The sequence below is a fragment of the Caballeronia arationis genome (assembly GCF_001544975.2).
Taxonomy (GTDB): Bacteria; Pseudomonadota; Gammaproteobacteria; order Burkholderiales; family Burkholderiaceae; genus Caballeronia; species Caballeronia arationis.
Map to the genome: position 1 here is coordinate 109,343 of NZ_FCOG02000012.1, position 24,752 is coordinate 134,094.

The 24,752-nt window shown below is 65.5% G+C and carries 21 protein-coding genes and 1 tRNA gene; 14 read left to right on the forward strand and 8 right to left on the reverse strand.

Annotated features, from left to right (window positions below):
- Positions 1-14: 14 nt before the first annotated feature.
- Positions 15-422 (reverse strand): hypothetical protein, encoded by a 408-nt coding sequence (locus AWB81_RS09885; protein ID WP_235025755.1) that lies wholly within the window; start codon positions 420-422, stop codon positions 15-17.
- A 164-nt stretch (positions 423-586) separates the two neighbouring features.
- Between AWB81_RS09885 and AWB81_RS09890 the strand changes: the two genes are divergently transcribed.
- The 3 genes from AWB81_RS09890 (at position 587) to AWB81_RS45660 (ending at position 3,684) form a co-directional block, all read left to right on the forward strand.
- Entirely contained in the window at positions 587-1,267 is a 681-nt protein-coding gene (locus AWB81_RS09890) for a TetR/AcrR family transcriptional regulator (protein WP_062634658.1), read from the forward strand.
- Between the two features lie 281 nt (positions 1,268-1,548).
- Complete coding sequence (locus AWB81_RS09895) at positions 1,549-3,441, forward strand: bifunctional sugar phosphate isomerase/epimerase/4-hydroxyphenylpyruvate dioxygenase family protein (RefSeq protein WP_062634749.1); 1,893 nt, start codon at positions 1,549-1,551, stop codon at positions 3,439-3,441.
- 78 nt (positions 3,442-3,519) lie between these two features.
- Positions 3,520-3,684, forward strand: coding sequence for a hypothetical protein (locus AWB81_RS45660; protein WP_159938868.1), 165 nt, complete (start codon positions 3,520-3,522; stop codon positions 3,682-3,684).
- A 43-nt stretch (positions 3,685-3,727) separates the two neighbouring features.
- Here the strand turns inward: AWB81_RS45660 and AWB81_RS09900 are convergent, their stop codons facing one another.
- Complete coding sequence (locus AWB81_RS09900) at positions 3,728-4,069, reverse strand: hypothetical protein (RefSeq protein ID WP_062634660.1); 342 nt, start codon at positions 4,067-4,069, stop codon at positions 3,728-3,730.
- A gap of 208 nt (positions 4,070-4,277) precedes the next feature.
- On the opposite strand from AWB81_RS09900, the gene AWB81_RS09905 reads away from it, so the two are divergent.
- From AWB81_RS09905 to AWB81_RS09915, 3 genes are all read left to right on the forward strand, one after another.
- Positions 4,278-4,352, forward strand: a tRNA-Arg gene (locus AWB81_RS09905).
- 138 nt (positions 4,353-4,490) lie between these two features.
- The gene (locus AWB81_RS09910; RefSeq protein ID WP_062634662.1) at positions 4,491-5,291 is read left to right on the forward strand and encodes a bestrophin-like domain; all 801 of its coding nucleotides are present in this window, start codon (positions 4,491-4,493) and stop codon (positions 5,289-5,291) included.
- Positions 5,292-5,310: 19 nt separating this feature from the next.
- Entirely contained in the window at positions 5,311-6,045 is a 735-nt protein-coding gene (locus tag AWB81_RS09915; protein WP_062634752.1) for a class I SAM-dependent methyltransferase, read from the forward strand.
- A gap of 27 nt (positions 6,046-6,072) precedes the next feature.
- On the opposite strand, the gene AWB81_RS09920 is transcribed toward AWB81_RS09915, so the two are convergent.
- Positions 6,073-6,255 (reverse strand): rubredoxin, encoded by a 183-nt coding sequence (locus tag AWB81_RS09920; protein WP_062634664.1) that lies wholly within the window; start codon positions 6,253-6,255, stop codon positions 6,073-6,075.
- A gap of 256 nt (positions 6,256-6,511) precedes the next feature.
- Between AWB81_RS09920 and AWB81_RS09925 the strand changes: the two genes are divergently transcribed.
- From AWB81_RS09925 to AWB81_RS09945, 5 genes are all read left to right on the forward strand, one after another.
- A complete protein-coding gene (locus tag AWB81_RS09925) occupies positions 6,512-6,913 on the forward strand; it encodes a DUF4399 domain-containing protein (protein WP_062634754.1) in 402 nt (133 codons plus the stop codon).
- A gap of 157 nt (positions 6,914-7,070) precedes the next feature.
- Positions 7,071-9,005: an ATP-binding cassette domain-containing protein gene (locus AWB81_RS09930; RefSeq protein ID WP_062634666.1), complete on the forward strand. Its 1,935-nt coding sequence runs from the start codon at positions 7,071-7,073 to the stop codon at positions 9,003-9,005.
- Positions 9,006-9,230: 225 nt separating this feature from the next.
- Positions 9,231-11,228 carry a DNA topoisomerase IV subunit B gene (locus AWB81_RS09935; RefSeq protein ID WP_062634668.1) on the forward strand — a complete coding sequence of 666 codons (1,998 nt, stop codon included), beginning with the start codon at positions 9,231-9,233 and terminating at the stop codon, positions 11,226-11,228.
- Positions 11,229-11,275: 47 nt separating this feature from the next.
- Positions 11,276-13,597: a DNA topoisomerase IV subunit A gene (gene parC, locus AWB81_RS09940; protein WP_062634670.1), complete on the forward strand. Its 2,322-nt coding sequence runs from the start codon at positions 11,276-11,278 to the stop codon at positions 13,595-13,597.
- Positions 13,598-13,730: 133 nt separating this feature from the next.
- Positions 13,731-14,189: a CopD family protein gene (locus tag AWB81_RS09945; protein WP_062634672.1), complete on the forward strand. Its 459-nt coding sequence runs from the start codon at positions 13,731-13,733 to the stop codon at positions 14,187-14,189.
- A 3-nt stretch (positions 14,190-14,192) separates the two neighbouring features.
- On the opposite strand, the gene AWB81_RS09950 is transcribed toward AWB81_RS09945, so the two are convergent.
- Positions 14,193-15,161 carry a LysR family transcriptional regulator gene (locus AWB81_RS09950; protein ID WP_062634675.1) on the reverse strand — a complete coding sequence of 323 codons (969 nt, stop codon included), beginning with the start codon at positions 15,159-15,161 and terminating at the stop codon, positions 14,193-14,195.
- A gap of 140 nt (positions 15,162-15,301) precedes the next feature.
- Here AWB81_RS09950 and AWB81_RS09955 point away from each other — a divergent pair, with 140 nt between their 5' ends.
- From AWB81_RS09955 to AWB81_RS09965, 3 genes are read left to right on the forward strand one after another with little or no spacing between them, the layout of a single operon-like run.
- Positions 15,302-16,612 (forward strand): MFS transporter, encoded by a 1,311-nt coding sequence (locus AWB81_RS09955; protein ID WP_062634677.1) that lies wholly within the window; start codon positions 15,302-15,304, stop codon positions 16,610-16,612.
- Between the two features lie 24 nt (positions 16,613-16,636).
- Positions 16,637-17,881 carry a Zn-dependent hydrolase gene (locus tag AWB81_RS09960; protein ID WP_062634679.1) on the forward strand — a complete coding sequence of 415 codons (1,245 nt, stop codon included), beginning with the start codon at positions 16,637-16,639 and terminating at the stop codon, positions 17,879-17,881.
- Positions 17,882-17,900: 19 nt separating this feature from the next.
- Positions 17,901-18,935, forward strand: a complete 1,035-nt coding sequence (locus AWB81_RS09965; protein WP_062634681.1) for a histone deacetylase family protein — start codon at positions 17,901-17,903, stop codon at positions 18,933-18,935.
- Positions 18,936-19,037: 102 nt separating this feature from the next.
- Here AWB81_RS09965 and AWB81_RS09970 read toward each other — a convergent pair whose 3' ends face one another.
- The 4 genes from AWB81_RS09970 to AWB81_RS09985 all read right to left on the reverse strand — a co-directional run bounded on the left by AWB81_RS09970 (position 19,038) and on the right by AWB81_RS09985 (position 24,654).
- Positions 19,038-21,476, reverse strand: coding sequence for a bifunctional diguanylate cyclase/phosphodiesterase (locus AWB81_RS09970; RefSeq protein ID WP_062634684.1), 2,439 nt, complete (start codon positions 21,474-21,476; stop codon positions 19,038-19,040).
- Positions 21,477-21,945: 469 nt separating this feature from the next.
- Positions 21,946-22,842: a PhzF family protein gene (locus AWB81_RS09975; RefSeq protein ID WP_062634686.1), complete on the reverse strand. Its 897-nt coding sequence runs from the start codon at positions 22,840-22,842 to the stop codon at positions 21,946-21,948.
- Positions 22,843-22,942: 100 nt separating this feature from the next.
- Positions 22,943-23,407, reverse strand: coding sequence for a RidA family protein (locus AWB81_RS09980; RefSeq protein ID WP_062634688.1), 465 nt, complete (start codon positions 23,405-23,407; stop codon positions 22,943-22,945).
- 50 nt (positions 23,408-23,457) lie between these two features.
- Positions 23,458-24,654 carry an aminotransferase-like domain-containing protein gene (locus AWB81_RS09985; protein ID WP_062634690.1) on the reverse strand — a complete coding sequence of 399 codons (1,197 nt, stop codon included), beginning with the start codon at positions 24,652-24,654 and terminating at the stop codon, positions 23,458-23,460.
- Positions 24,655-24,752: the final 98 nt, after the last annotated feature.

Genomic DNA, 24,752 nt, shown 5'->3' on the forward strand with positions numbered 1-24,752 from the left:
CGGGCGCCTATTCGCTACTTGCCGCCCGTCACCTCGTCGATGCCGCGGTTGAGCGCCGGGCAGGCTTCGTGGAGCTCTTTCGCATATTCGGCGGGATCGCTCGACTTGAGGCGCGCGAAGCGGTCTACGGCCGATTGCGCTTCGGTGTAGCCGAGGTTCCAGGCGCCGTCGAAGTCGGGCGCGGCCGCGAAATTCTGCCGGGCCGCCGCCTTGAAACGCTCGACCTTGGCTGCATCGATATGGCAGATGTCTGCGGCGCCGCGCGCGATGTTGCCGCAGGTGCGCACGCCTTCCATCGCGAGGCTCTCGGGCGAGGGCGACTGCTGCTGCACGCGTTCATGCGCTTGCGCGCGGGCAGCGAGCGGCGCGGCAAAGGCGCAGGCGGCAACGATCACGCCGGTCAGAACGGTCTTGGGCGTCATGCGATTCCTTGTGGTTTGCCGCGCGAATTATAGGCGAATGGCCGGCGGGCGAAGGCGCATGCGTTGCGGGAAAGGGCGGCGGAAATCACGGCCGGACGTGCGTTTTCACCGTGCTAGAATCGATTTTCAGATGCCGCCCTCAGCTAAAAAACTTAGCCAAAACAATGAAAAAAGGAAGTAAGGCCGCAACGCCCGTCAGTGCTGCGCCCTCGCCGGAGACGCGGCGCAAGTACGATCCGGAGGAGACCAAGCGCAATATCCTCGAGATCGCCAAGCAGGAGTTCTCGGCGATGGGGCTGGCCGGCGCGCGCGTCGACGCCATCGCGGAGCGCACCAACACCACCAAGCGGATGCTGTACTACTACTTCGGCAGCAAGGAAGGGTTGTACGAGGCCGTGCTGGAGCAGGTCTACGGCGACATCCGCGCGCTCGAGCAGGAGCTGCAACTGGGCGAGATGGAGCCGGAAGCGGCGCTGCGCCATTTCGTCGAATTCGCGTTCGACTATCACGACAAGCATCGCGATTTCGTGCGCCTCGTCACGATCGAAAACGTGCACGCGGCGAAGTACATCGAGCAGTCGAAGACCTTCAAGAACCGCAATTCGAGCGTCGTGCGCACGATCGAAGACCTGATCACGCGAGGCGTAGCGGCAGGGCAGTTCCGCGACGACGTCGATCCGATCGACCTGCATCTGATGATCAGTTCATTCTGTTTTCACCGCGTTGCGAACCGGCATACCTGGGGCGCGGCGTTCGGTCGCGATCCTTCGGGGCCGCGCTCGCGCGCGCGGCATCGCGAGATGATCGTCGATGCGGTGTTGCGATTCATGCGGCGCGACGGCTGAACGAGTGCAAAAAGCGGCGGCTGCGGCCGCCGTTTGGTTTTTCGCGCGCTTTGGCGGAAAGCGTTGTTGCGCCGCGGCAGAAAACGCGTGTCGGTGTTTGTCCGAATTTGTACGATCTAGTTAGTTTCCTGTACCATCGCCGGGCAGGATCGAGAATATCGAATGCGAACGCTATGGCCGCTTCGCGCGTCCTGTGGGATTGGCCTACACTGGACGGGTCTTGCAGGCCTGGTTGCCACGCATTTCCACTGCATTACAAGGAGGCAGCGATGCTGCGTTCCATCCGGACTTCCATCGCGACGGTCTCGATCAGCGGCACGCTGGTCGAGAAGCTGAACGCGATCCGCGCGGCAGGTTTCGACGGCGTCGAGATCTTCGAGAACGATCTGCTCTATTTCGACGGCACGCCCGCCGACGTGCGCCGCATCTGCAAGGATCTCGGCCTCGCGATCTACCTGTTCCAGCCGTTTCGCGACTTCGAGGGCGTCTCGCCCGAGCGCCTCGCGCGCAATGTCGAGCGCGCGAAACGCAAGTTCGAACTGATGCACGAACTCGGCACGGACCGCATGCTGGCGTGCAGCAACGTTTCGCCGGAGACGATCGCCGACGACGCGCTCATCGCGGACCAGCTCGGCGTGCTCGCGCGCGCGGCCGAAGAGGCGGGCATGATCGTCGGCTATGAAGCGCTCGCGTGGGGCCGGTACGTCAACTCTTACAAGCACGCGTGGCGGCTCGTCGATGCCGTGAATCATCCGAACCTCGGCCTCGTGCTCGACAGCTTCCACACGCTGTCGATCCGGGATTCCGTCGACGAAATCGCGTCGATCCCGGGCGAGAAGATCGCGTTCGTGCAGATCGCCGACGCGCCCGTGCTCGCGATGGACGTGCTCGAATGGAGCCGCCATTACCGCTGCTTCCCGGGCCAGGGCGCGTTCGACGTCGCGACGTTCACAGCGCGCGTGCTCGAAGCGGGCTATACGGGGCCGCTGTCGCTCGAAATCTTCAACGACGGCTTTCGCGCGGCGCCGACCAACGTCACCGCCGCCGACGGGCACCGGTCGCTGCGCTTCCTCGAAGAACAGACGCGCGCGGTCCTCGCGGATAAGGCGCCCGACATTCTCTTCGATCCGCCCGCGCCGCCCGAGCACATCGGCTTCCAGTTCCTCGAATTCGCCGTCGACGATGCGACACGCACCGAAGTCGCCGGCTGGCTCGGCAAGCTCGGCTTCCGGCTTGCGGGCCGGCATCGCTCGAAGGATGTCACGCTCTACCGGCACGGCTCCGGCTCGATCGTGCTGAACGCCGAGATGGATTCGTTCGCGAGCGCCTTCTTCCAGCAGCACGGATTGTCGCTGTGCGCGTCGGCATTTCGCGTCGACGACGCCAAATGCGCATTCGAGCGCGCCGCCGCCTACGGCTATACGCCGTTTTCGGGGCGCGTCGGCCCGAACGAGCGCGTGTTGCCGGGCGTGCAGGCGCCCGACGGCAGTCTCGAATATTTCGTCGACGAAGCGCCCGGCGCGCCGACGCTTTGGGAATCGGATTTCATCCTGACCGACATCGACGGGCCATACGAAGTCGGGCCGCTCGAACGAATCGATCACGTGTGCCTGTCGCTGCCGGCCGACGCGCTCGACACCTGGGTGCTGTTCTTCCGCACCGCGTTCGGCTTCGAGACCGAGCCGAGCGTGCTCGTGCCCGACCCCTACGGGCTCGTGCGCAGCCGCGCGGTGCGAAGCCGCGACGGCTCGGTGCGCATCGCGCTGAACGCGTCGGTGGACCGCTACACGGCCGTGGTGGAATCGCTCGCGACCTATCGCGGCTCCGGCCTGAACCATGTCGCGTTCAGCACGCCCGACATCTTCGATGCGATTCCGCGTCTCGCCACGGACGGCGTCCAGTTCCTGCGCATCCCGCGCAATTACTACGACGATCTGGCGGCGCGCTATTCGCTGCCCGACGAGCAGATCGACGCGATGCGCGAGCACAACATCCTCTACGACCGCGACGAGCGCGGCGGCGAGTTCTTCCACGCGTACACGGAGCAACTCGACCAGCGGTTCTTCCTGGAGGTCATTGAGCGGCGCGGCGGCTACGACGGCTACGGCGCAGCGAACGCGGCGGTGCGGCTCGCGGCGCACGCGCAGTTGCAGAAGGCGCGGCGCGGGGCCTGAGGTCTTTGAAGGGCCGGTTCCGGCTGCGGCCTTCTGACCTATGATGAAGCATGGCTGCAATCGGACGAGGAGGGCGCCATGCATGACTTCTCCAACCTGCTGGTCGGGCTCGCAGCGCTGCTGGCCGTGGCGATCGTTGCATTTGCCCACGACTGGCGCGAAGAACATCGCCAGCGCATGCTGATGCGGCCCGCGACTCACCGTCATTCCATGCGCGACTGGTGGATGCGGCACCGGCACTAGAGCGCGTCGGGCTTTCGAAGGCGCTCCGGCCGTTCGATCGTGCTCACGCGCTGCGCGGCTTCCTGGCGCGGCCGGCGTCGGCGATCGCGGCGGCCGCCTCGGCGGCATTCGCCGCGCGCAGCCGTTCTTCTTCCCGTTTACGCTCGGCGGTCTCGAAGGCGTCGATCCGCATGTAGAGCCGATGGACCGTCTGGATCTGCGTATGCGAAAGGTGCGACGCCCGCGTGATTTCCGCCAGCCGTTCGCGCCAGTACCGCGGCGGCAGGATGGGACCGCCGAAATCGCATTCGAGCGAGCGCTGCAGCACCAGTTCGAGGTGCGCGAGGTCCTGGTCTGCCAACAGCGCCGAAAACGCGCCTTGAGGCTTGGTATCGGGGTGGTCCATCACTGACTATCGGCGGCGATGGAGCGCGCTTGATAGGTACTTTCCCTTAAGCCGATTGTTTTCTCGCGCCTGATGGCTCGTGGCGGTGTTTGTTATACTCTGCCCTCGCTGGCGACGCCCCGTCGGAGCCAGCGCCGGCGCTTCATTTAGGAAGAAGCATCGAGCCGGATGCGTACATTGATCCCGCGCCGCTCGCGCGACCGGATCGCTCCCCGTAGTTCAATGGATAGAACGAGTGCCTCCTAAGCGCTAGATGCAGGTTCGATTCCTGCCGGGGGGACCAGCATATTCTTTCGCCTCGTCCCGCAGATCATCATCATCATCCCTCCCTCAACGCGCGCGTTGCACGCACGCCTCCCCGCACCCCCGCCGGTCATGCGACACTCCGCCCGTCGCCCTTCGATCCGTCCGTGAATCGCCCATGACCGAAATCGAATCCGCCGCGCTCGTTTTCGTCCTGCTTCTCGCCAGCACCGGCCTCGGTGCCATCGTCCGGCCGCTCCTGCCCGAAGAGCACAAGGCACAGGAGACGGTGCAACTCGTGCAGCTCGTCGTCGGCATGCTGGTGACGTTCGCGGCGCTTGTGCTCGGCCTTCTGACGGCATCGGCGAAAACCGTCTTCGATACGACCAACAACGACATCCGCACCTACGCCTCCTCGCTGATCCAGCTCGATGCGGCGCTGCGCGAATACGGCCCCGACGCCGACGGCGCCCGCACGTTGCTGCGCAACTACACAGCCGCTGCGATCGCGAGCACCTGGCCCAAGGAGCCGTCGCCGCCGGGCGATTATCCGAAAGTCGCCAGCAACGAACGGCCAACGGACAATCTCGACAACCCCAAACTCGGCGCGTTGCTCGAACGCGGCCAGTTGCTCGCGCGCCAGCTCGAGCCGCGCGACTCGTTTCACGTCAAGCTCGCCGCCGAGAATCTCGCGCGCTTCGAGCACCTGATCGCGCAGCGCTGGAAGCTGATCGAAGAGGCGCACGGTTCGATCTCGTATCCGTTCGACCGGATCCTGGTCGGCTGGCTGATGATCATCTTTTTGTGTTTCGGGCTGATCGCGCCGCGCAACGCGCTTTCGCTCGTGACGATCACGCTCGGCGCGCTGTCGATCGCGCTCGCCGTGCTCGTGATCTTCGACCTCGACACGCCGTTCTCCGGCCCGATCATGATCGCGAGCCAGCCGATGCGCGAAGCCCTCGCGTACCTGAGCCGCTAGGCGCGCAGCGATGTCGCCGATGCCGTACTCCGACCCGCGCCTCGTCGCGCTTTACGACGCGCTCAATCCCGCCGGCCCCGACACGGCGTTCTACCTGCAGCTCGCGCAAGGCGCGACGCGCATCGCGGATCTCGGCTGCGGGACCGGGCTCCTCGCATGCGCGCTCGCGGAGCAGGGACACCGCGTGACGGGGATCGATCCGTCGTCCGAGATGCTGCGGGTCGCGCGCGAGCGTTCGCACGGCGACGAGGTGACGTGGATCGAAGGCGATGCAGGGGCGCTCGCTTTCGCGGGCCCGATGGATCTCGTGCTTATGACGGGCCACGTCGCCCAGGTTTTTCTCGACGATGACGCGTTCCTGAAGACGCTCTGCGCAGCACGCTACGCGTTGCGCAACGGCGGCCGGATCGCGTTCGACAGCCGTAATCCTGCGGCGCGGGCCTGGGAGGGATGGACGAAGGCGGAATCGTTGCGACGCGTCGAAGTGGCGGGCGTCGGTCGCGTGGAGGTGTGGCACGAGCGCAGCGAAGCGCCCGCCCCGCGGTCAAGCGGCCGTCTGCGCTTCGACACGCACTATCGGTTCGAATCGACGGGGGAGACGCTGGTCGCGGCGAGCGAACTGCGCTTTCGCGGCCAGGACGAACTCGCGGACCTGCTGACGAAGGCCGGCTTCGGTCCGGTTCAATGGTACGGGGACTGGGACCGCTCGGGAGTCGGCGCTGCAAACTGCGAACTGATCGCGGTGGCCCGCTGAGCGCGCCCGCCGGCGCTTAAAAGCAAATCAGAACTCGACGGCCGCGAAATCTTCCTTGCCCACATCGCAGAGCGGGCAGCGCCAGCTGGCGGGGATATCGGCGAAGCGCGTGCCCGGCGCGATGCCTTCGTCTGGCAGGCCGTCTTCTTCGTTGTAGATCCAGCCGCAAATCAGGCAGACCCAGCTTTTGTATTCCAGAACTTCACTCACGACAGACTCTTTTGTTTCGTTTTACGGATTGCAACAGGCGCCTCGACGGCGCCGCGAAAAATGCAGCCAGCCGGCATCTTACCGGAATCGTGAAAATGCTTCCCCGAATGGCTTCCGCGCCCCGTACATCCGGCGTTCGACCCAATTTTCCCGATTGCAAGCCCGGTGTATGCTCGGCCAGGCGGCGTTGCGATGCGCGCGTTGCGGCCGGCCGGCGAAAGGCGCGCTTCGGCCGCTTTCTTCCAAGGAGAAAACGATGTTGAAAAAGATTGTGGGGACGGTGCTGTCGGCGAGCTTTTTCGTTGCGCAGGCGCAGGCGCAGACGCCCGCGCGCGTCTATTTCATCGAGCCGAAGGACGGCGCGACCGTGTCGAGCCCGGTGCACGTGAAATTTGGCGTCGAAGGCATGAAGGTCGCGCCGGCCGGCACGATGGGCGACAACTCCGGCCACCACCATCTGCTGATCGACGGGGGGCCGGTGCAAAAGGGCCTCGTGATCCCCGCCGACGACAAGTCGATCCATTTCGGCAAGGGCCAGACCGAAACCGACGTGAAGCTGCCGCCCGGCGACCACACGCTGACGATGCAGTTCGCCGACGGCGCGCATCGTTCCTACGGCCCGGAAATGAGCCAGACCATCAAGGTGCACGTGAAGTAGCGCTTGCCTGCGCGCGTATCTCGAAAACGCGGCTTTCGCCGCGTTTTTCATTTCTCGCGACGCCGGTGGCTCGTCCGAATGGCCGATGCCACGGGCCGCGGCGGGCAACACCGGTACAATGGCCGCTTCCTGTTTCTGCACTTTTCCGGCTGCCCTCATGTCGCTTTATTCCATCTCGGACGCGCAACTCGCGTTCGGCCACGTCGCGCTGCTCGATCACGCGGATTTCTCGCTCGAAGCGGGAGAGCGCGTCGGACTGATCGGGCGCAACGGCGCGGGCAAGTCCTCGCTCCTGAAGATCGTCGCCGGCCTCACGAAACCTGACGACGGCCTCGTCACGCGCCAGAGCGAACTCAGCACGGTCTACGTCCCGCAGGAGCCCGAATTCGAACTGGACGCGCCGGTGTTCGACGTCGTCGCGTCCGGCCTTACCGATGCGCGCGCGCACCTCGACGATTACGACGAAGTCGTGCACAAGCTCGCCGACACGCCCGAAGGCGCCGAACACGATGCGCTGCTCGCGCGCATGAACGCGCTGCAGTCGTCGCTGGACCTGCACGACGCCTGGAACTGGCGCACGCGCGTCGCGACGACGCTCGCTCAGATCGGCCTTGACGGCGACGCGCGCGTCGGCGCGCTTTCGGGCGGCATGAAAAAGCGCGTCGCGCTGGCCCGGGCGCTCGTGGTCCAGCCAGACGTGCTGCTGCTCGACGAACCGACCAACCATCTCGACTTCGACGGCATCCGCTGGCTCGAAGACCTGCTCGTGACGCTGCGCACGGGCCTGCTCTTCATCACCCACGACCGCGCGTTTCTGGACCGGGTGGCGACGCGCATCGTCGAACTGGATCGCGGGCGGCTGCTTTCGTATCCGGGCAACTTCAGCGCGTACCAGACGAGAAAGGCGCAACAGCTCGAAGTCGAGCAGGTGGAAGCCGCGAAGTTCGACAAGCTGCTCGCGCAGGAAGAAGTGTGGATTCGCAAGGGCGTGGAGGCGCGGCGCACGCGTAGCGTCGGGCGCATCGCGCGGCTCGTCGAGATGCGTCAGGAGCGCGCCGAGCGCCGCAACGTGCAGGGCAACGTCAGACTCGATGTCGGGCAGGGCGAGAAGTCGGGCAAGATCGTCGCGGAGCTGACGGACGTGACGAAGCGCTACGGCGAACGCACGATCGTCGACAATTTCACTGCCACCGTGATGCGCGGCGACAAGATCGGTCTCGTCGGCCCGAACGGCGCGGGCAAGACGACGCTGCTCAAACTGATCCTCGGCGAAATCCAGCCCGATGGCGGCCGCGTGCGCACCGGCACGAACCTGCAGGTCGCGTATTTCGACCAGATGCGCGCGCAGCTCGACCTCGACAAGACGCTCGCGGACACCATCAGCCCGGGCAGCGAATGGGTCGAAGTGAACGGCGTGAAAAAGCACGTGATGAGCTATCTCGGCGACTTCCTGTTCGCGCCCGAGCGCGCGCGCTCGCCGGTGCAGTCGCTCTCGGGCGGCGAGCGCAATCGCCTCCTGCTCGCGCGGCTGTTCGCGCGGCCGGCGAACGTGCTCGTGCTCGACGAACCGACCAATGACCTCGACATCCCCACGCTCGAACTGCTCGAAGAACTGCTGACCGATTACGATGGCACCGTGCTGCTCGTGAGCCACGACCGCGCGTTTCTGGATAACGTCGTGACTTCCGTGTTCGCGTCGGAAGGCGGCGGGAAATGGCGCGAGTACGTCGGCGGCTTTTCCGACTGGCAGATTCAGCGCGAACGTTCGGAACAGATTGCGCAGGACGCTGCGCGCCAGAACGCCAGGGACACGCCGAAGGAAGACGCGCCGAAGGAAAGCGCGGCGGGCCGCAACGCGCAGCGCACGGTGAAGCTGTCGTTCAAGGAGCAGCGCGAACTGGATGCGCTGCCGGAGAAGATCGCCGCGCTGGAAGCGGAGCAGAAGGCGATCGGCGCGCAACTCGAGGACGGTTCGATCTTCGCGAAGGACGCGAAGGAAGGCGCTCGGCTGAGCGAACGGCACGCGGCCATCGACGAGGAACTGCTCGTCGCGCTCGAACGCTGGGAAGAACTCGAAGCGAAGCGCAAATAAGACCGCCGTCACCGGGCCGTCATTGCCCGTTATATCGAAAACAGTAAAATACGTCGCGTTTTCCGGATGCCAGCGTTTGACGGGCACCGCATTGCAGCTATTCTCCAAGCAGCCCGGCGCGTTCGGCCGGGCTTGCCCGATGTGTTCACGCATTCGCCGGTGCCCCGGCCGCCTTTCGCGCAGCAACGCCGGAAGGACCACCGGACACCGGACCAACGTTCAGTCATGTCCACGAAAAAACCCGACAGCGGCAAAAGCAGCGGATACAGCGAAGCATCGATCAAGGTGCTGAAGGGCCTCGAGCCGGTCAAGCAGCGGCCCGGCATGTACACGCGTACCGAAAACCCGCTGCACATCATTCAGGAAGTCATCGACAACGCCTCCGACGAAGCGCTCGGCGGCTACGGCAAGCAGATCACGGTCACGCTGCACACCGACAACTCGATCTCCGTCGAGGACGACGGCCGCGGCATTCCGTTCGGCCTGCATCCGGAAGAAGGCGCGCCGGTCGTGGAAATCGTGTTCACGCGCCTGCACGCGGGCGGCAAGTTCGACAAGGCCGCCGGCGGCGCCTATACGTTCTCGGGCGGCCTGCACGGCGTGGGCGTCTCGGTGACGAACGCGCTGTCGACGCGGCTCGACGTCACCGTCTGGCGCGACGGCAAGGTCGCCGAAATCGGCTTCTCGAACGGCGACGTCATTGCGCCGCTCACGACGCGTCCCGCTGAGCGCGGCGCGAAGAAAACCGGCACGCGCGTGCATGCGTGGGCCAACCCGAAATACTTCGATTCGCCCAATCTGCCGCTCGGCGAACTGCAGCGGCTGTTGCGCTCGAAGGCGGTGCTGCTGCCGGGCGTCGAAGTGGTGCTCGTCATCGAGAAGACCGGCGAGCGGCAGGTCTGGAGATACGAAGACGGCCTGCGCGGCTATCTGCTCGAAGGCATGGGCGGCAGCGACCTGCTGATTCCGCTCTTCGAAGGCGAACGCTATGCGGAAAGCTCGCGCTCCAACGAGGAGACCTTCGCGGAAGGCGAAGGCGCGTCGTGGGTCGTCGCGTGGAGCGAGGAAGGGACGCTGTTACGCGAATCCTATGTCAACCTGATTCCGACGCCCGCCGGCGGCACCCATGAATCCGGCCTGCGCGACGGTCTCTTTCAGGCGGTGAAGAGCTTCGTCGAACTGCACAACCTGCAGCCGAAGGGCGTCAAACTGCTCGCCGAGGACGTGTTCGCGCGCGTGTCGTTCGTGCTGTCGGCGAAAGTGCTCGATCCGCAGTTTCAAGGACAGATCAAGGAACGCCTGAATAGCCGCGACGCAGTGAAGCTCGTGTCGTCGTTCACGCGGCCCGGGCTTGAGCTGTGGCTGAACCAGCACGTGGAGTACGGCAAGAAGCTCGCCGAACTCGTGATCCGCCAGGCGCAGGCGCGCACGCGCGCGGGGCAGAAGGTCGAGAAGCGCAAGAGTTCGGGCGTGGCCGTGCTGCCGGGCAAGCTGACTGATTGCGAATCGACCGATATCGCGCGCAACGAGCTTTTTCTCGTCGAGGGCGATTCGGCGGGCGGCTCAGCAAAGATGGGCCGCGACAAGGAGTTCCAGGCGATCCTCCCCCTGCGCGGCAAGGTGCTGAATACGTGGGAAACCGAGCGCGACCGGCTCTTCGCGAACAACGAAGTGCATGACATCGCGGTGGCGATCGGCGTCGATCCGCACAGCCCGGACGACCAGATCGATCTCTCGAACCTGCGCTACGGCAAGATCTGCATCCTGTCGGACGCGGACGTCGACGGCGCGCACATCCAGGTTCTGCTGCTCACGCTGTTCTTCAAGCACTTCCCGCAACTGATCGAGCGCGGGCATGTTTGCGTGGCGCGTCCGCCGCTCTTTCGCGTCGATGCGCCCGCGCGTGGCAAGAAGCCCGCGCAGAAGCTCTACGCGCTCGACGAAGGCGAACTCGAAGCGATCCTCGACAAGCTGAGGAAAGACGGCGTGCGCGAGACGCAATGGACGATCAGCCGCTTCAAGGGTCTGGGCGAAATGAGCGCGGAACAGCTCTGGGACACGACGATGAACCCGGACACGCGCCGCCTGTTGCCGGTCGGTCTCGGCGATCTTGGCTTCGACCTGACGGTCACGCGCATGACGATGCTGATGGGCAAGGGCGAAGCGGCGTCGCGGCGCAGCTGGCTCGAAGAGAAGGGCAACGAGGTCGAAGCGGACATTTGAGCCAGTTCCTTCGCTCATAGAACCCAACGCAAAATCACGGAAATTCGATGGGAATCACAGACGATCTCTTCGCCGATCAGCAAGCCGCGCCCGAAGGCGAGCAACTGACACTCGGCGACTACGCGGAGCGCGCGTATCTCGACTACGCGGTGAGCGTGGTGAAAGGCCGCGCGCTGCCCGACGTATCGGACGGGCAGAAGCCCGTGCAGCGCCGCATCCTGTTCGCGATGAACGAAATGGGCCTCGCCAATACGGCGAAGCCGGTGAAGTCGGCGCGCGTCGTGGGCGACGTGCTCGGCAAGTATCACCCGCACGGCGACCAGTCCGCGTATGACGCGCTCGTGCGGCTCGCGCAGGACTTTTCGATGCGCTATCCGCTGATCGACGGCCAGGGCAATTTCGGCTCGCGCGACGGCGACGGCGCGGCGGCGATGCGCTACACCGAAGCGCGCCTGACCCCGATTGCGAAACTGCTGCTCGACGAAATCGACCAGGGCACGGTCGATTTCATGCCGAACTACGACGGCTCGTTCGAGGAGCCGAAGCTCCTGCCCGCGCGCCTGCCGTTCCTGCTCCTCAACGGTGCATCGGGAATCGCGGTCGGGCTGGCGACGGAGATTCCGTCGCACAACCTGCGTGAAGTCGCATCGGCCGCGGTCGCGATGATCCGCGATCCGAAGATCGGCCACGCCGGTTTGATGGAGAAGATTCCCGGGCCGGATTTCCCGGGCGGCGGACAGATCATCTCGTCGCAGGCGGAAATCTCGGCGGCGTACGAAACCGGTCGTGGCAGCCTGAAGGTGCGCGCGCGCTGGAAGATCGAAGACCTCGCGCGCGGCCAGTGGCAACTCGTCATCAACGAATTGCCGCCGAACACGTCGGGACAGAAGGTGCTCGAGGAAATCGAGGAACTGACCAACCCGAAGATCAAGCTCGGCAAGAAGGCGCTCACGCCCGACCAGTTGCAGACGAAGCAAACGCTGCTCGCGCTGCTCGACACCGTGCGCGACGAGTCCGGCAAGGACGCGCCCGTGCGGCTCGTGTTCGAGCCGAAGTCGAGCCGCATCGACCAGACCGAGTTCGTCAATTCGCTGCTCGCGCATACGAGCCTCGAATCGAACGCGGCGATCAACCTCGTGATGATCGGCGCCGACGGCCGGCCGCGGCAGAAGGGCGTCGTCGAGATCCTGCACGAGTGGGTCGGCTTCCGCTTCACGACCGTCACGAGGCGCACGCAGCATCGCCTGGGCAAGGTCGACGACCGCATCCATATTCTCGAAGGGCGGATGATCGTCTTCCTGAATATCGATGAAGTCATCCGCATCATCCGCGAGGCCGACGAGCCGAAACAGGCGCTGATCGAGCGCTTTGGCCTCTCGGAGCGCCAGGCCGACGACATCCTCGACATCCGTCTGCGCCAGCTCGCGCGGATGGAAGCGATCAAGATCGAGCAGGAACTGAAGGAATTGCGCGACGAAAAGGCGAAGCTCGAAGAACTGCTCAACAGCGACGCCGCGATGAAGCGCCTGCTCATCAAGGAAATCGAAGCCGACGCGAAGCAGTTTGGCGACGACCGCCGCACGCTGATCCAGCAGGAAAAGCGCGCGACGTTCGAAACGCGCGTCGTCGACGAACCGGTGACGGTGGTCGTCTCGCAGCGCGGCTGGGTGCGCGCGCTGAAGGGGCACGGGCTCGATCCGGCGGGCTTCCAGTTCAAGGCCGGCGACAGCATCTACGCCGCGTTCCAGGCGCGCACGCCCGACATGCTGATCGCGTGGGGCAGCAACGGGCGCGTGTACTCGGTGCCCGTCGCGATGCTGCCTGGCGGCCGCGGCGACGGCGTGCCCGTCACGTCGCTGATCGAACTCGAATCGGGCTCGCATCTGCTGCACTATTACGCGGCGTCGGTGGACCAGCCGCTCCTGCTCGCGTCGAACAACGGCTTTGGCTTTATCGCGAAACTCGGCGACATGGTGAGCCGCGTGAAGGCAGGCAAGTCGTTCATGACGATCGACGACGGCGCCGCGCCGCTCGCGCCGATGCCGGTCGTGCCCAACGCGTCGCATGTGGCGTGTCTGTCGTCGGGCGGGCGGCTGCTCGTCTTCGGCATGGACGAGATGAAGACGCTCTCGGGCGGCGGGCGCGGCGTCACGCTGATGGCGCTCGATCCGAAGGAAACGCTCAAGCAGGCGCTCGCAATCGACGCGAAAGGCGTGCTGCTGATCGGCACGGGACGCGGCGGCAAGGCGCGCGAGGAGAAGCTCGGCGGGGCCGCGCTCGAACCGCATCTCGGCAAGCGCGCACGCAAGGGCCGCGCGCCGGATTCGTCGCTGAAGGTGAGCGAACTGCGACCCGTCTTCGAAGGCTGAGCTTCGGCGGTTCTGACAGGCGCCCCGTTACGCCGAGCGTAGCGGGGCGCTTCTTTATTCAAAAAACCGGAACCGGTTGGACAACCTCCAGTCGAAAGCCCAAGCCCGCAAACGACCTTCACCCGGAATCACAATGACCAAAGCCATCGAAGTGGCGCTCTTTCTGCATCTGCTCGGCGTGGCCGTGTGGATCGGCGGAATGGTGTTCGCAAACTTCTGCCTGCGCCCCGCGCTCGGCGACCTCACGCCGCAATTGCGCCTGCCCCTTCTCGAAGGCGTCTTCGCGCGGTTCTTCAACTGGGTGGCAGCCTCGGTGCTCGTCATCCTGCTGACGGGCGGCTTCTTGCTGACGCAATACGGCGGCGCGCACGCCGCATGGCCGCTGCATGCGATGGCCGGTCTCGGCATCGTGATGATGCTGATCTTCGGGCATATCCGCTTTGCCGTGTTCCCGCGCATTCGTCGCGCGGTGCAGGCGCAGAACTGGCCCGACGGCGCGCGTGCAGTCGGCACAGTGCGGCGGCTCGTCATCATCAATCTCGTGCTCGGCGTCGTGACGGTCGGCACGGCCGTGCTGTCGCGCGGGCTCTGAGCTTCAGCGCGGCTTCAAACGATCCGGCAGCGAATAGCGCTGCATCGTCCTCTCCATCGCGTCGAGAAACGCCTGCTCCGCCGCGTTCATCTTGCGGGCGCGATGCCAGAGCAGGTGGATGTCGACGTCCGCGAGTCCTTCCTCCGGTGGCAGGCGCCACAGGCGCTGCTGCGCGATGTCGTCGCGCACGATGTGCTCCGGCAGGCAGCCGATCCCGAAGCCCGCGAAAATCAGCCGCCGCACTTCGTCGAGACTCGGCGACGCCGCCACGATCCTCCCCGTAAAGCCGCGCTGATCGCGAAACACGGTGAGCGGCGACAGGCTGTCGCCGATCTGGTCGCTCGTGAACGAGACGAAATTCTCCGCGAGCAGGTCGTCCATCGTGAGCGCCTGCCGTCCGAACAGGCGATGATGCCGCCCGCAGAAGATCGCATAGCGCTGGCGCAGAAAACAGCGCTGTTCGAGCTTGTCGACGGGCGTGCGGCACAGACCGAGGCCCGCTGTCGCGGTTTTCTGCAGCAGCGATGAAATGATGTCGGACGAACGCATGATCTCGATATGCAGGTCGATGCGCGGATACGTTCGATGAAACTCCGCGAGAAATTCGTCGTACACGCCCGATTCGATGCGGCTCACCGTCAGCAGGCGAATCGACCCGGTGATGTCGTCGGTGCGGTCGTCGAGTTCGGTTTCGAGCCGCGACATGTGGCCGTAGATGTCGCTCGCGATCCGGTACACCTCTTCACCAGCGCGCGTCGGTTCGAAGTGCGGTCCGCGCCGCTGGATCAGGTTGCGGCCGAGCGTGTCCTCCAGGCGCTTCAGCGCCTGGCTCACCGCGGGCTGCGTCAGGTGCAGCCGAGCGGCGGCGCGGCTCACGCTGCGCTCCTGCATGATCACGAGGAACGTGCGCAGCAGGTTCCAGTCGAGCCGGTCGTTCAGGAAGCGCGCGACGTCGGCGCGAAGCTGGGTCATTTTTTGCCTTCGATATTAGCCAGATTTATACGGGAGATAATAAACCGAAATTTGACTAATGTTTTATGGCTGGCGATAAAACCCCATCCCGCGCCGCCCGACAACGAGAGACGCGGCCCCGCCATCCCAAGGAGCTTCCGGTGAGTTCAATCCAGCACACAACCCGCCAGCCGGTGCGCGCCGCCGCTGCGGCGTTCATTGGCACGATGATCGAGTGGTACGACTTCTACATCTACGCGACCGCCGCCGCGCTCGTGTTCGGCGAGTTGTACTTTCCGTCGCACGATCCGTTCGTGAGCACGATGGCGTCGTTCGCGACCTTCGCGGTCGGCTTCTTCGCGCGGCCGCTCGGTGGCATCGTGTTCGGCCATCTCGGCGACAAGATCGGCCGCAAGAAAGCGCTGATGACCACGCTGATGATGATGGGCGTCGCGACCGTCTGTGTCGGCTTGCTGCCGAGCTACACGAAGGTTGGCCTGCTCGCGCCGGTGCTGCTCGTGCTCCTGCGCGTCGTGCAGGGCATTGCGGTGGGCGGCGAGTGGGGCGGCGCCGTGCTGATGGCGGGCGAACATGCGCCGGAAGGCCGCCGCACGTTCTTTGCGTCGTTCGCGCAGCTCGGCAGCCCGGCCGGGCTGATTCTCTCGCTCGTCGCGTTTCGCGCGGTGACGTCGATGGACCACGCCGACTTCATCTCCTGGGGCTGGCGCCTGCCGTTCCTTGTGAGCGCGGTGTTGCTGGTTGTCGGCATCTTCATCCGGATCGGTGTGAACGAGTCGCCGGAGTTTCAGCGCGAGAAGGAAAAGAAGCGCACCGTCGAGCTGCCGATCGCCGAGGTGTTCCGTTCGTCGGGCTGGCTCGTGGCGCTTTGCATCGGCGCGAACACGATCGGCATCGCGGGCGTCTACTTCACCAACACGTTCATGATCTCGTACACGACGCAATACGTCGGCGTGACGAAATCGCTGATTCTCGACTGTCTCTTCGCGGTCGCGATCATCCAGTTCCTCACGCAGCCGCTTGCGGCGTATATGGCTGAGAAGCTCGGCGGCGCGCGCTTTCTCAAGCTGGCCGCACTCTGCGCGATGGTCTCGCCGTACCCGATGTTCATCCTCGTGCAGAGCGGCAACATGATGTCGATGATCGCCGGCATCGCGCTCGCGGTGATCTGCATGTCGAGCTTCTACTCGGTGATCGCGGGCTTCGTGTCCGGCGTCTTTCCGACGCGCGTGCGCTACTCCGCGATCTCGCTGTCGTACCAGGTGTGCGGCGCGATCGCGGGCGGCCTGACGCCGCTCGTCGGCACCTGGCTCGCGCATAAATTCGTCGGGCAATGGTGGCCACTCGCCGTGTTCTATACGGGCCTGGCAAGCCTGTCGCTCGTGTGCATCGTCGCGCTCGATGCGCTCAAGCACCGCCGCGCCGACGCGCTCGACGCCGTGCCGTCGCACTGAATTCATTTCGAGGAATCTGAAGCCATGTTGCAAGTGAACGGCCCGCGACTGTGGGCGAGCCTGATGGAAATGGCGCAGGTCGGCGCCACGGTGAAGGGCGGCGTGCGCCGCCTCGCGCTCACCGAGGACGACCGGCGCGGCCGCGACCTCTTCGCGAAGTGGTGCCGCGAAGCGGGCATGACGGTCGATGTCGATGAAGTCGGCAACCTGTTCGCGCGGCGCGAGGGCGCGGATGCGTCGCTCGCGCCTGTCGTGATCGGCAGCCATCTCGACACGCAGCCCGAAGGCGGCCGCTTCGACGGCGTCTACGGCGTGCTCGCGGCGCTCGAACTCGTGCGCACGCTGAACGATGCCGGCATCGTGACGGAGAAGCCGATCGAGATCGTGTCGTGGACCAACGAGGAAGGTGCGCGCTTTACGCCGGCGATGCTCGGCTCGGCGGTGTTCGTCGGCGCGACGCCGCTCGCGGCCGCGCTCGACACGCAGGACGCAGACGGCGTCACCCTGCGCGATGCGCTCGCGCAGTGCGGCTACGCGGGCAAGCGGCGCGCGACGGGCCAGCCGGTGGATTCGTACTTCGAGGCGCACATCGAGCAGGGGCCGGTGCTTGAGAGTCACGGCAATCCGATCGGCGTGGTGACGGGCGGGCAGGCGATCCGCTGGCTCGACGTCAGCGTGACCGGCGTCGCGGCGCATGCGGGCACGACGCCGATGCCGTACCGGAAGGATGCGCTTTTCGCGAGCGCCGAGATGGCACTGCAACTCGAAGCGATCGCGCAGCGTTTTGCGCCGCTGGGACTCGTGACGATCGGTCAGGTCGCGATTCCGAACTCGTCGCGCAATACGATTGCCGGGCGCGTTGCGTTCACCGTCGATCTACGTCATCCCGACGACGCGCAGATCGACGCGATGGAGCGCGACGTGCGCGAGGCGTTCGGCAAGGTCGCGCAGGCGCGCGGCCTCGAAGTCGTCGTAGAGACCTACTGGAAGAGTCCCGCGACGCCGTTCGATACGGAATGCGTCGCCCTCGTGCAGGACGCGGTGACCACGCTCGGCTACGCGCACGAGCAGATCGTGAGCGGCGCCGGACACGACGCGATCCATCTCGCGCGCCACGTGCCGACGGCGATGGTGTTCATCCCGTGCGTCGACGGCCTGTCGCACAACGAGGCCGAGGACGCGCTGCCCGAAGACGTCACCTGCGGCGCGAACGTGCTGGTGAACGCGGTGCTCGCGCGGGCCGTCGCGCACGCGCACGTCGAAGCATGATTCAAAAGGAACGAACCCGATGCTGACTTACTTTCATCCCGAGCAACTGAAACACCATCCGCGCAGCTATTTGTCGCGCGGCCAGATGCGCACGCCGCAGGAAGTGCCGGAGCGGGCGCTGCGGCTCGTCGAGGCGGCGAAGTCGCTCGGATTCGACGTGCGCGAGCCTGCCGACTTCGGCACGGCGCCGCTTGCCGCTGTGCACGGCATGAGCTATCTGCGCTTTCTCGAAGAGGCGCATGCCGAGTGGAAGAAGATCCCGCAGGACTGGGGCGACGAAGTGATGTCGAACATCTACGTGCGCGAGGGCAATCCGCTGCGCGGCGTGCTGGCGCAGGCGGCACGTTATCTCGCCGATGGCAGTTGCCCGGTCGGGCCGGATACTTACCGGTCCGCGTACTGGTCGGCGCAATGCGCGGTCGCGGGCGCGGCCGCCATCGCGGACGGCGCGCGCGAAGCGTACGCCGTGTGCCGGCCGCCGGGTCATCATGCGCGCGCCGAGGCGGCGGGCGGCTTCTGCTATCTGAACAACGCGGCGATCGCGGCGCAGGCGTTGCGCGGGCGTTTTGGCCGCGTCGCGATTCTCGATACCGACATGCACCATGGACAGGGCGTGCAGGAGATTTTCTACGGTCGTGACGACGTGCTCTACGTCTCCGTTCATGGCGATCCGACGAATTTCTATCCGGTTGTCGCGGGATATGAGGACGAGCGTGGCGCGGGCGTGGGGGATGGGTACAACGTCAATCTGCCGATGCCGCACGGGTCAAGCGAGGAAGTGTTCTTCGGGCAGGTCGATGCGGCGCTGCGGGCGCTCAGGCGCTTTCAGCCGGATGCGCTGGTGCTGGCGCTGGGGTTCGATATCTACAAGGACGATCCGCAGGCGATGGTCGCGGTAACGACCGAAGGCTTCGGGAGGTTGGGGCGGGAGATTGGCTCGCTCGGCTTGCCGACGCTCATCGCGCAGGAAGGCGGGTATCACATCGAGAGTCTGGGTGATAACGCGCGGGCGTTCTTTGGCGGCTTCATGGAGACGCGCGGCCCGGGCCGTTGAAGAGACGCGACGGCGGCCACGAGAGCGGGGCGTGCTCGCAGGCCGCTATCGGAAGCGGGCGCATCAAACGGTGTCTGACGAATCAATGCATGCCGCAGTCGTTCACCGTCCACCACGCTCATCGGTGAGCGCCGTCGGAAAAGGCTCATTCCCATGTCCGGCGCGCCGCTTGGGCGCTTTCCCTGCCGGCCATCCGCACACGCCAAACCGATCGAGGAGCGCCTGCACGCCATCGGCGGGAACCGGGCGCGAGAACAGGAAGCCCTGCGCCTCGATCGGCCCGAGCGCCGCGAGCCACGCAATCTGCTCTTCCTTTTCCGTCCCCTCGACGACGACCGTCAACCCGAGCGAACGCGCCAGATTGATGATCGCCGATACCATCACGCACACGCTGCGGTCCTCGGGAATCGCCTGGATGAACGAGCGGTCGACCTTCAGCGTATCAACGGAAAAACGGTTCAGATACGACAGCGACGAATACCCGGTGCCGAAATCGTCCAGCGCGATGCGCACGCCCAGGCGCTTCAACGCGGCGATCTTCTCCTGCACCAGTTCCGGATACTCCACCATCACCGTTTCGGTGATTTCGAGCTCCAGCTTGTCGGCGGGAATGCCGCTCTCGTTGATCGCGCGCGCGACCGTCTCGAGCAGGTCGCCGCGCCAGAACTGCACCGCCGAAATATTCACGGCGAGCGACAGCCCCGTATAACCGTCGCGCTGCCACTCGGCGAGCTGCATGCAGGCGGTGTGGATCACGAAGTCGCCGACGGGCACGATCAGCCCCGTCGATTCCGCCACCGGAATGAACTCGTTGGCCGGAATCAGTCCATGCTGCGGATGGTTCCAGCGCACCAGCGCCTCGAAGCCGGTGATGCAGCGCCGTGCGAGGTCGATCTTCGGCTGATACGCGAGGAACAACTGCCGCTCCGTCAGCGCGACGCGCAGTTGTTGCTCCCACTTCATCAGATGGTCCGCGCGATGCGACAGATGCGGCGAATAGAACTGATAGCAGTTGCGGCCCGCGTCCTTCGCGCTGTACATCGCGAGGTCGGCCTTCTTGAGCAGGTCGATCTCGCTCTCGTTCGACACCGAAAAGAGCGCGATGCCAATGCTCGCGTGCAGCACGAACGCGCTGCCGCGCACGTCGAAGGGCGTCGCGAACATCGTCGAGATCGCTTCGGCCAGTTCCACCGCGCGCCGCTCGACCTCGTCGCCCTTCACGACGACGACGAATTCATCGCCGCCGATCCGCGACAGCCGTCCGTTCTCGCCGACCGTTTCCGCGAGCCTCGACGCCGTCATTTGCAGCACGATGTCACCCGCGTTGTGGCCGAGCGTGTCGTTCACCGTCTTGAAGTTGTCGAGGTCGATGAAGAGCAGCGCGAGGTGCCCGAGATTGTCCGCTTGCGCAACGTCGTGCCTGAGCGCCTGCAGCGTCGAATAGCGGTTGCGCAGGCCCGTCAGCAGGTCGAACTCGACGAGATGCGTCATCTCGCGCTCGCGCCCGAGCAGCTTGCCGATCAGCCCCGTCGCGACGCCGAAGAAGCCGAGCATCGCGAGCGAGATGAACGTCGCCATCAGGAGATAGACGTTGCGCGTGTGGTTGTAGTCGATGAACTCTTCCTTCTCCGACAACCCGACCAGCACGCCGAGCGGATAGCCGTCGATGTGCCGGTACGACACGATGCGCTTCACGTTGTCGATCGGATCGACGTAGATCCCGGACGCGTGGTCGGAGGTCGGGTACACGCCGCTCGCGGTGAAGTCGCCGCGGGCGCGTTCGGCGGCGCTCTTCGCGTCGTTCTTGCTGGTGACGGAGGTCCTCGCGCCCGTGCCCTCGGACGCGCCCGCGCCGGTATTGCGCGCGAGCACCGAGCCGTTGTCGGAGACGACGGCGATCACGCCTTCGCGCCCGATCGACGCGACGTTGTAGAAGTCGCTCGTGAAGTAGGTCGGGTCTTCCGACACGACGACCACGCCCGCGAACGAGCCGTCCGGGTGATTCAGGCGCCGGGTGATCTGCAGCGTCCAGAGGCCCGACACGCGGCCGCGCACGGGACGGCTGATGTAGAGCAGGTCGTCGTTGGAATGCGCGTGGACCTTGAAGTGCTCGCGGTCGGAGAGGTCGATCGGCTTCGGATGCGGGTCGGCGGTGTTCGCGACCAGCGTGCCGTATTCGTCGATGAGCGAGACCTGAACGAGCGTGTCGCTCTGGACGACGCCTTTTTCGACGGTCGAGATGAGGTTGAAGTTTTCCGGCGACTTCTCGTACTCGTACTTGACGAAGCGCGTCACCTGGTCGACCTGATGGATCGCCTTGATCGTGTGTTGTTCGAGCGCCGACGAAAGGATCGCGGCAGAGGCCATCGATTCGTGCGTGGTCGCTTCGCGCTCGACCGAGAGGCGCGCGAAGATGACCGTCCACAAGAGGACGAGCACAAGTGTCCCGAGCACGGGAATGACGAGCAGCGCCCGCCGGCGGCGGGGCGGCAAACCGCTGTGCTGGCCGTCGCGTGACACTTTGGGCCGTGTTCGATTCATGTGCTCGCTGATGTCCGTGGGCGATTCAGCGCGGCGTGCCTGACGCTCGACTGCGCTACTGGGTAAAGCCGATCTAGCTGGGAGAAAACCGGACCAGCGACGGGAGTGTGCCCGGTCGTATGCGCGAACGCGTGCGGAGCGACTGCCGGTGGCGCTGCTTCGGTCCGGGCACGCGCGGCATCGCGCAATGTGCCTGGCACGATGCTCGAACCGCGCTGACTTCCGACATCCATTGTTGCCCCAGTGGACGGCCGCCGCCGGCCGGTAAGCATACGTTTGCGCCCTGGCGCGCACGCACGCCGCCTCATTCCGGGGTCGTCCAGGCCTGCCGTTGTGCTGCCCCGCTTGCCTTGTCTAATAATCCGGTCACTGATTGTTCAGATATTACTTAAGCCTTCAGGATTAAGGAAGCACAGTCGCTGCGGGTATACACGTCCCCGAGCCTGATCAAACAAGCACAGTCGGTGCATCAAAGGCGGAACGTCCCGTCGACGATCGTCACCGTATGGCCGCCGATCCACGTGCGCGCGTCGGTGCCGTCGTGATCGTAATCGATGAAAACCCGGCCGTCGCGTCCGATAACGGTCCCTTGTCGCACCGTAAAGGAGCGTCCCGGCCGCCGGTTCTGCACGCTGAGCAGGCAGGCGAGCGCGGCGTTCGCGCTGCCCGTGACGGGGTCTTCGGCGTTCTCGGCCCCGTACAGCAAGGCTCGCAGCTCGAACGTAGCCGGCGCGGCCCCGCCCGCGTCCGTGGCGATGTGCGGGCCGTAAGCCGCGAGGCCGAGCGTCGTGATATCGGCGATGAGTGCGGTCATTGCGTTGCGATCCGGCGCAAGCGCGAGCACGCCGGCGGCGGCATTCAGGCGCACGACCAGCCACGGTACGCCGTTGTCAACCGCGCACGGCGGCGCGGTGAAATCGATTACGCCCCGCCCGAAGGCTGCGTCGAGGCGTTGTAGCTGCGCATCGTCGAGCGGCCTGATGCGCGCGGGCGGCGCGGCGAACGCCCATGCGCCGGTATCGCGCTCGACGATCGGCACGAGTCCGACGCCGCATTGCTGCACGAGCCTCCCGGGCTGCTTCGGCGTGTAGCCGCTTTCGAGCAGCGCGTGCGCGGTGCCGAGCGTCGGATGGCCGGCGAACGGCAGTTCCCTCGACGTCGTGAAGATGCGCACGCGATAGTCGGCGGCGGGGTCGGTGGGGCGCAGCAGGAACGTCGTCTCGGAGAGATTGGTCCAGCGTGCGATCGCCTGCATCGCGTCGGCGGACAGGTCGTCGGCATCGAAGACGACGGCGAGCGGATTGCCCTTGAAGGGCACGGACGTGAAAACGTCGACCTGCCTGAAACGAACCGTTCGTGATTGCATGGGAAGTGACGGGAAGAAACGTGGATTGGAAACAGCAGGTCGACAGCGCGCAAAAAAGCCCGGGACCTCGCGGCGCCGGGCTTGGTCGGGACTGCGCCGTTCAGGCCACTTCGGCGATCAACTCGATCTCGACGCACGCGCCCATCGGAATCTGCGCGACGCCGAACGCCGAGCGCGCGTGCTTGCCGCGCTCGCCGAAGACTTCGGCGAGCAGTTCCGACGCGCCGTTCGTCACGACGTGCTGCTCGGTGAAGTCCGGCGTGGAGTTGACGAGGCTCATCACCTTGACGATGCGCTGCACGCGATTCAGGTCGCCGACGTGCGCATGCAGGGTCGCGATCAGGTCGATGGCGACGGAGCGCGCGGCGGCCTTGCCTTCCTCGGTGCCGAGCGTGTCGCCGAGCTTGCCCGCGTGGACCTTGCCGCCCTTCTTCGCGATATGGCCCGACAGATACACCGTGTTGCCGCTCTGCGCGCTCATCACGTAGGCAGCGGCGGGCGCGCCCGCGCTGGGCAGCTCGATGCCGAGTTCCTTCAGCTTGTCGTACACATTCGATTCGGCCATCAAAGACTCCTGGGTTCCAGTTGAAGAATGGGAAGAATGCGGCGACGGTATCAGAGGCGCGCCCGGATCAGCGCGCCGAGCTTCGCGACGCCTTCGTCGATCTTCGCCGGCGGCACGGTCACGAACGACAGCCGCAGCGTATTGTGCTCGGCCTGGTTCGCGAAGAACGGACCGCCCGGCACGAACGCGACATGCTGCTCGATCGCCGCTTCGAGCAGCTTCATTGTGTCGATGTGCTTCGGCAGCGTCACCCACACGAACATGCCGCCTTCCGGCCGGTTCCATTCGACTCCGGCGGGCATGTGATGTTCCAGCGCCGCGAGCATCGCCGCGCACTGGTCGCGATAGAGCGCGCGGATGGTCGGCACGTGCTGGTCGAGGAAGCCGTCCTTCACCACCTCGTGGACGATGCGCTGCGTGAGGCTCGGCGTGTGCAGGTCGGTCGCCTGCTTCGCCTGCACCAGCTTGAAGTGCAGTTCCTCGGGCGCGATGATGTAGCCGACCCGCAGGCCCGGCGCCAGCACCTTCGAGAACGAGCCGAGATGCACGATGTGGTCGGGCGCCATCGAGAGCATCGTCGGTAGCGGGGCGCCTGCGTAGTCGAGCGCGCCGTAGGGGTCGTCTTCGATGATCGGGAACGCGGCCCGCTGTGCGAACTCGGCAAGCGCGCGGCGGCGCTCGAGCGGCAGGCGGCGGCCGGTCGGGTTCTGGAAGTTCGGCTGGGCGTACAAAAGGCGCGCGCCTTCGATCAGCGCGGCATCGAGCCGTTCGGGGATCAGGCCGTGCTCGTCGGTCGGCACCTGCACGTAGTTCGGCTCGAAGAGCGAGAACGACTGCAGCGCGCCGAGGTAGGTCGGCGTCTCGACGAGCACGCGGCTCGCCGGATCGACCAGCACCTTGCCGAGCAGGTCGAGCGCCTGCTGCGAACCCGTCGTGATCAGCACCTGCGATGCGCGGATGTGCGCGCCGCCGACCGAATAGCGCGCCGCGACCCACTCGCGCAGCGGCATGAAGCCTTCGGTCGCGCTGTACTGCAGGGCGGCGGACGGCTGGTCGCGCAGGATGTGTTCCGACGCACGGCGCATCTGCTCGACCGGAAAGGTCGCCGGCGAGGGCAGGCCGCCCGCGAACGAAATGACTTCGGGCCGCTCCGTGACTTTCAGGATTTCGCGGATCGCGGAGCTGGTCAGCTTGCGGGCGCGTTCGGAAAGTTGCCAGTGCGTGGCGCGAAAGTCGGCTTGATTCATGGGGTCCTCGGTCGTCTCGATTGCAGCGGGGCTGCGCTTTTTCAATGGGCCTGGTCGGCGGATTTCGGGTGCTTCAACTGCGGTCTTCGATCGGCGGC

Coding starts and splice junctions, on each gene's coding strand:
- AWB81_RS09885 (WP_235025755.1), bottom strand. CDS start 422: ATGACGCCCAAGACCGTTCTGACCGGCGTGATCGTTGCCGCCTGCGCC.
- AWB81_RS09890 (WP_062634658.1), top strand. CDS start 587: ATGAAAAAAGGAAGTAAGGCCGCAACGCCCGTCAGTGCTGCGCCCTCG.
- AWB81_RS45660 (WP_159938868.1), top strand. CDS start 3,520: ATGCATGACTTCTCCAACCTGCTGGTCGGGCTCGCAGCGCTGCTGGCC.
- AWB81_RS09900 (WP_062634660.1), bottom strand. CDS start 4,069: ATGGACCACCCCGATACCAAGCCTCAAGGCGCGTTTTCGGCGCTGTTG.
- AWB81_RS09910 (WP_062634662.1), top strand. CDS start 4,491: ATGACCGAAATCGAATCCGCCGCGCTCGTTTTCGTCCTGCTTCTCGCC.
- AWB81_RS09915 (WP_062634752.1), top strand. CDS start 5,311: ATGCCGTACTCCGACCCGCGCCTCGTCGCGCTTTACGACGCGCTCAAT.
- AWB81_RS09925 (WP_062634754.1), top strand. CDS start 6,512: ATGTTGAAAAAGATTGTGGGGACGGTGCTGTCGGCGAGCTTTTTCGTT.
- AWB81_RS09930 (WP_062634666.1), top strand. CDS start 7,071: ATGTCGCTTTATTCCATCTCGGACGCGCAACTCGCGTTCGGCCACGTC.
- AWB81_RS09935 (WP_062634668.1), top strand. CDS start 9,231: ATGTCCACGAAAAAACCCGACAGCGGCAAAAGCAGCGGATACAGCGAA.
- parC (WP_062634670.1), top strand. CDS start 11,276: ATGGGAATCACAGACGATCTCTTCGCCGATCAGCAAGCCGCGCCCGAA.
- AWB81_RS09945 (WP_062634672.1), top strand. CDS start 13,731: ATGACCAAAGCCATCGAAGTGGCGCTCTTTCTGCATCTGCTCGGCGTG.
- AWB81_RS09950 (WP_062634675.1), bottom strand. CDS start 15,161: ATGACCCAGCTTCGCGCCGACGTCGCGCGCTTCCTGAACGACCGGCTC.
- AWB81_RS09960 (WP_062634679.1), top strand. CDS start 16,637: ATGTTGCAAGTGAACGGCCCGCGACTGTGGGCGAGCCTGATGGAAATG.
- AWB81_RS09965 (WP_062634681.1), top strand. CDS start 17,901: ATGCTGACTTACTTTCATCCCGAGCAACTGAAACACCATCCGCGCAGC.
- AWB81_RS09970 (WP_062634684.1), bottom strand. CDS start 21,476: ATGAATCGAACACGGCCCAAAGTGTCACGCGACGGCCAGCACAGCGGT.
- AWB81_RS09975 (WP_062634686.1), bottom strand. CDS start 22,842: ATGCAATCACGAACGGTTCGTTTCAGGCAGGTCGACGTTTTCACGTCC.
- AWB81_RS09980 (WP_062634688.1), bottom strand. CDS start 23,407: ATGGCCGAATCGAATGTGTACGACAAGCTGAAGGAACTCGGCATCGAG.
- AWB81_RS09985 (WP_062634690.1), bottom strand. CDS start 24,654: ATGAATCAAGCCGACTTTCGCGCCACGCACTGGCAACTTTCCGAACGC.